The sequence below is a fragment of the Streptomyces sp. SID10853 genome (genome assembly GCF_010548145.1).
Taxonomy (GTDB): Bacteria; Actinomycetota; Actinomycetes; order Streptomycetales; family Streptomycetaceae; genus Streptomyces.
On sequence record NZ_JAAGLN010000393.1, the window covers coordinates 1 to 3,662 of the forward strand.

General features: G+C 72.7%; 2 protein-coding genes. One reads left to right on the forward strand and one right to left on the reverse strand.

The window, feature by feature from the left end:
* The coding region (locus G3I19_RS35255) for a DEAD/DEAH box helicase (protein WP_203601058.1) at positions 1–1,895 on the forward strand (1,895 nt) is incomplete at its 5' end.
* Positions 1,896–1,974: 79 nt separating this feature from the next.
* Here G3I19_RS35255 and G3I19_RS35260 read toward each other — a convergent pair.
* Complete coding sequence (locus tag G3I19_RS35260) at positions 1,975–3,414, reverse strand: aminobutyraldehyde dehydrogenase (RefSeq protein ID WP_164267763.1); 1,440 nt, start codon at positions 3,412–3,414, stop codon at positions 1,975–1,977.
* Positions 3,415–3,662 lie beyond the last annotated feature (248 nt).

Genomic DNA, 3,662 nt, shown 5'->3' on the forward strand with positions numbered 1-3,662 from the left:
CCGGGCCGGGGCTGCGCCGCGCCCACGACACGGCGCAGCGGCTCACGGCCGAGCTCGACCGGCTCCTGCCGCAGGCCGGTCCTGCCCGCAGCAGGCTCCGGATGGCGCTGGCGGGCCGGGCCAGGCGTACGGAGGTGCTCGCCGCGCTCGAAGCCGTCGGGGACCTCGTCGGGCAGTCGGCTGCGGACGGGCTGCCGCTGCTGTTCGCCCAGGTCTCGGCCGATCTGCTCCGGGTGCCCGCGTCCGACGCCGAGGCATGGGTCGGCTTCGAGCTGAGCTCGGCCGACTACTACAGCCTGCTGGCGGAGTTCGCCGGCCAGGGCCCCGATCTCGCCGCTGCGGAGGGGTTCGTACCCTCCGGTATCGCCGGGCGGGTCCGGGCCCAGCAGCTGGACGACAGCAGGCTGCGGGTCTCCCTGCGCGGCTACCAGTCCTTCGGGGCGCGGTTCGCGCTGGTGCAGCGCCGGGTGATCATCGGGGACGAGATGGGGCTCGGCAAGACGGTCCAGGCCATCGCGGCGCTGGCCCATCTGGCGGCGGGCGGTGCGACGCACTTCCTGGTCGTCTGCCCGGCGAGCGTACTGATCAACTGGACGCGCGAGGTGGGCTCCCGCTCCACACTGACCGCCCGGCCGGTCCACGGTCCCGGGCGCCGGGCGGCGTTCGCCGAGTGGTGCGAGCAGGGCGGAGTGGCGGTCACCACCTTCGATGTGCTGCATCTGCTCACGGTCCCGGACGACGTGCGCCCGGAGATGCTCGTCGTCGACGAGGCGCACTTCGTCAAGAACCCGCTCACCCGGCGGGCGAAGGCCGTGGCGGACTGGACCGGCGTGTCCGGGCGGGTGCTCTTCCTGACCGGCACCCCGATGGAGAACCGGGTCGAGGAGTTCCGCAGTCTGGTCGACCGGCTCCAGCCCGAGCTGGTGCCCGCGGTACGCGACCGTGACGCGGCGGCCGGCTCGCAGGTGTTCCGCAGGGCTGTCGCTCCGGCCTATCTGCGCCGCAACCAGGAGGACGTCCTCACTGAGCTGCCCGCGCTGGTGCACGTGGACGAGTGGGAGGAGCTGAGCGCGGAGGATCTGGCCGCGTACCGGGAGGCTGTGGCCGACGGGCACTTCATGCGGATGCGCCGGGCCGCGTACGCCAGTCCGGAGGGCTCGGCGAAGCTCAGACGGCTGCGCGAGGTCGTCGGTGAGGCCGCGGCCAACGGGCTGAAGGTCGTGGTCTTCTCGTACTTCCGCGAGGTACTGGCCACGGTGGGGTCGGCGCTCGGCGGTACGGCCTACGGGCCGGTCGACGGCGCTCTGCCGGCCGCCCGCCGCCAGGAACTGGTCGACGCGTTCTCGGCCGCCCCCGGGCACGCGGTGCTGCTCAGCCAGTTCCAGGCGGGCGGGGTGGGCCTCAACATGCAGGCGGCGTCCGTCGTCATCCTGTGCGAGCCGCAGATCAAACCGACCATGGAGCACCAGGCCGTGGCACGCGCCCACCGGATGGGCCAGCTCAGAACGGTACGGGTGCACCGGCTGCTGGCCGCCGACAGCGTGGATACCCGGATACTCGGCGTACTGGCCGACAAGACGCGGCTGTTCGACGCGTACGCCCGGCGCAGCGAGGTCGCCGAGGCGACGCCCGACGCCGTGGACGTCTCCGACGGGAGCCTGGCCCGGCGGATCGTGGAGGAGGAGCAGCTGCGCCTGTTCCTGGCGAGACAGGAGAGCGCCGGGCGGGAGATCCCGCGGCAGGGCGCACCCGGACCGGCCGTTCCCGGGGCGGCCGTTTCCGGGGAGCCCGAGCAGGAGCCCGCGGCCAAGCCCGAGCCGGAGCCCGAGCAGGTGCCCGAAGCCGAGGCCGAGCCTGAGCCGCTGCCCGCGCCGGAGACGGCCGGGGAAGGGTGAAGGCCCGCGTCTCCGCGGGCCTTCACCGGTGGCACGGCGCGCTGCCGGGTGTCAGCACGCGACGGCGCGCTGCCGGGTGTCAGAGCGCGGTCATGACGTGCTTGATGCGCGTGTAGTCCTCGAATCCGTACGCCGAGAGGTCCTTGCCGTAGCCGGAGAGCTTGAACCCGCCGTGCGGCATCTCCGCGGCGAGCGCGCCGTGGTTGTTGATCCACACACAGCCGAAGTCCAGGCTCCTGGACATCCGCATCGCGCGCTGGTGGTCCTTGGTCCACACCGACGACGCGAGGGCGAAGTCGACGCCGTTGGCGTAGGCCACGGCCTGCTCCTCGGTGCTGAACGACTGGACGGTGATGACCGGTCCGAAGACCTCGTTCTGGATGATCTCGTCGTCCTGGTGCAGTCCCGAGACGACCGTGGGGGCGTAGAAGTACCCCTGGTCACCGACCCGGTGTCCGCCCGCCTCGACCGTGGCGTGGCCGGGGAGCCGGTCGATGAACCCGGTCACCTGGGCCAGCTGGCCGGCGTTGTTCAGCGGGCCGAAGAACGCGCCGGGGACGTCGGGGCCGCCGGTCGTGGTGGCTGCCGCGGCCTTGGCGAGTGCCGCGACGAAGGCGTCGTGGACGGACTCGTGCACGAGGACACGGGTCGCCGCCGTGCAGTCCTGGCCCGCGTTGAAGTAACCGGCCACCGCGATGTCATCGGCGGCCTTGGTGAGGGCTTCGCCGTCCAGGTCGTCGAAGACGACGACCGGCGCCTTGCCGCCCAGCTCCAGATGGACCCGCTTGACGTCCTTGGCGGCCGAAGCGGCGACCTGCATGCCGGCCCGCACCGAGCCGGTGATCGCGGCCATCGCGGGGGTGGCGTGCTCGACCATCAGCCGGCCGGTCTCGCGGTCTCCGCAGATGACGTTGAACACGCCCTGGCTGTGGCCGAGTTCGGCCAGCACACCGCCGATGATCTCCGCGACCAGGACGGTCGAAGCGGGGGTGGTGTCGGACGGCTTGATGACGACCGTGTTACCGGCCGCGAGGGCCGGGGCGAACTTCCAGACCGCCATCATCAGCGGGTAGTTCCAGGGTGCGACCTGCGCCACCACGCCCACCGGCTCGCGCCGGACGATCGAGGTCAGCCCCTCCATGTACTCACCGGCCGACCGGCCCTCCAGGAGCCGCGCCGCACCCGCGAAGAAGCGGAGCTGGTCCACGACCGGCGGGATCTCGTCGTCCGTCAGCTGTGCGAGCGGCTTGCCCGTGTCACGCCCCTCGGCCGCGATCAGCTCCGCCGCCCGCTCCTCGAAGACGTCCGCGACACGCAGCAGCACCTTCTGCCGGGCGGCGGGGGTCGCGTCGCGCCAGGCGGGGAAGGCGGCGGCCGCGGCCTCCATGGCAGCGTCGACATCGGCGGCGCCCGACAGCGCGGACGTCTCGTACACCTCTCCGGTACAGGGGTCGATCACATCGAGAGTGCGGCCGTCGGCCGCCTCCTTGAACTCACCGTTGATGTAGTTGCGCAGCATGCACACCAGCCTCACGGAATCCGCGGCCCGCGTGACCGGACAATGTGGAGCACCCGCACCCGCCGCCCCCTACAGAACGGCACAGTCGGTACGGCCGGGTCGGGGGAGGACGGCCGGGCGGCACGGGTCAGGGCGCCACGGTTCAGGGCGGCACGGGTCAGGACGGCGTTCCCGGGGCTCCGGGGGCGGAGGCGCAGCCGTCGCCGGGCGTGCCCGACGGGCCCGGGTCCGCAGTGGGCGAGTCGGAC

Excerpts from the sequence above, each read along its gene's own strand:
- G3I19_RS35260 (WP_164267763.1), bottom strand. The coding sequence starts at position 3,414 with ATGCTGCGCAACTACATCAACGGTGAGTTCAAGGAGGCGGCCGACGGC.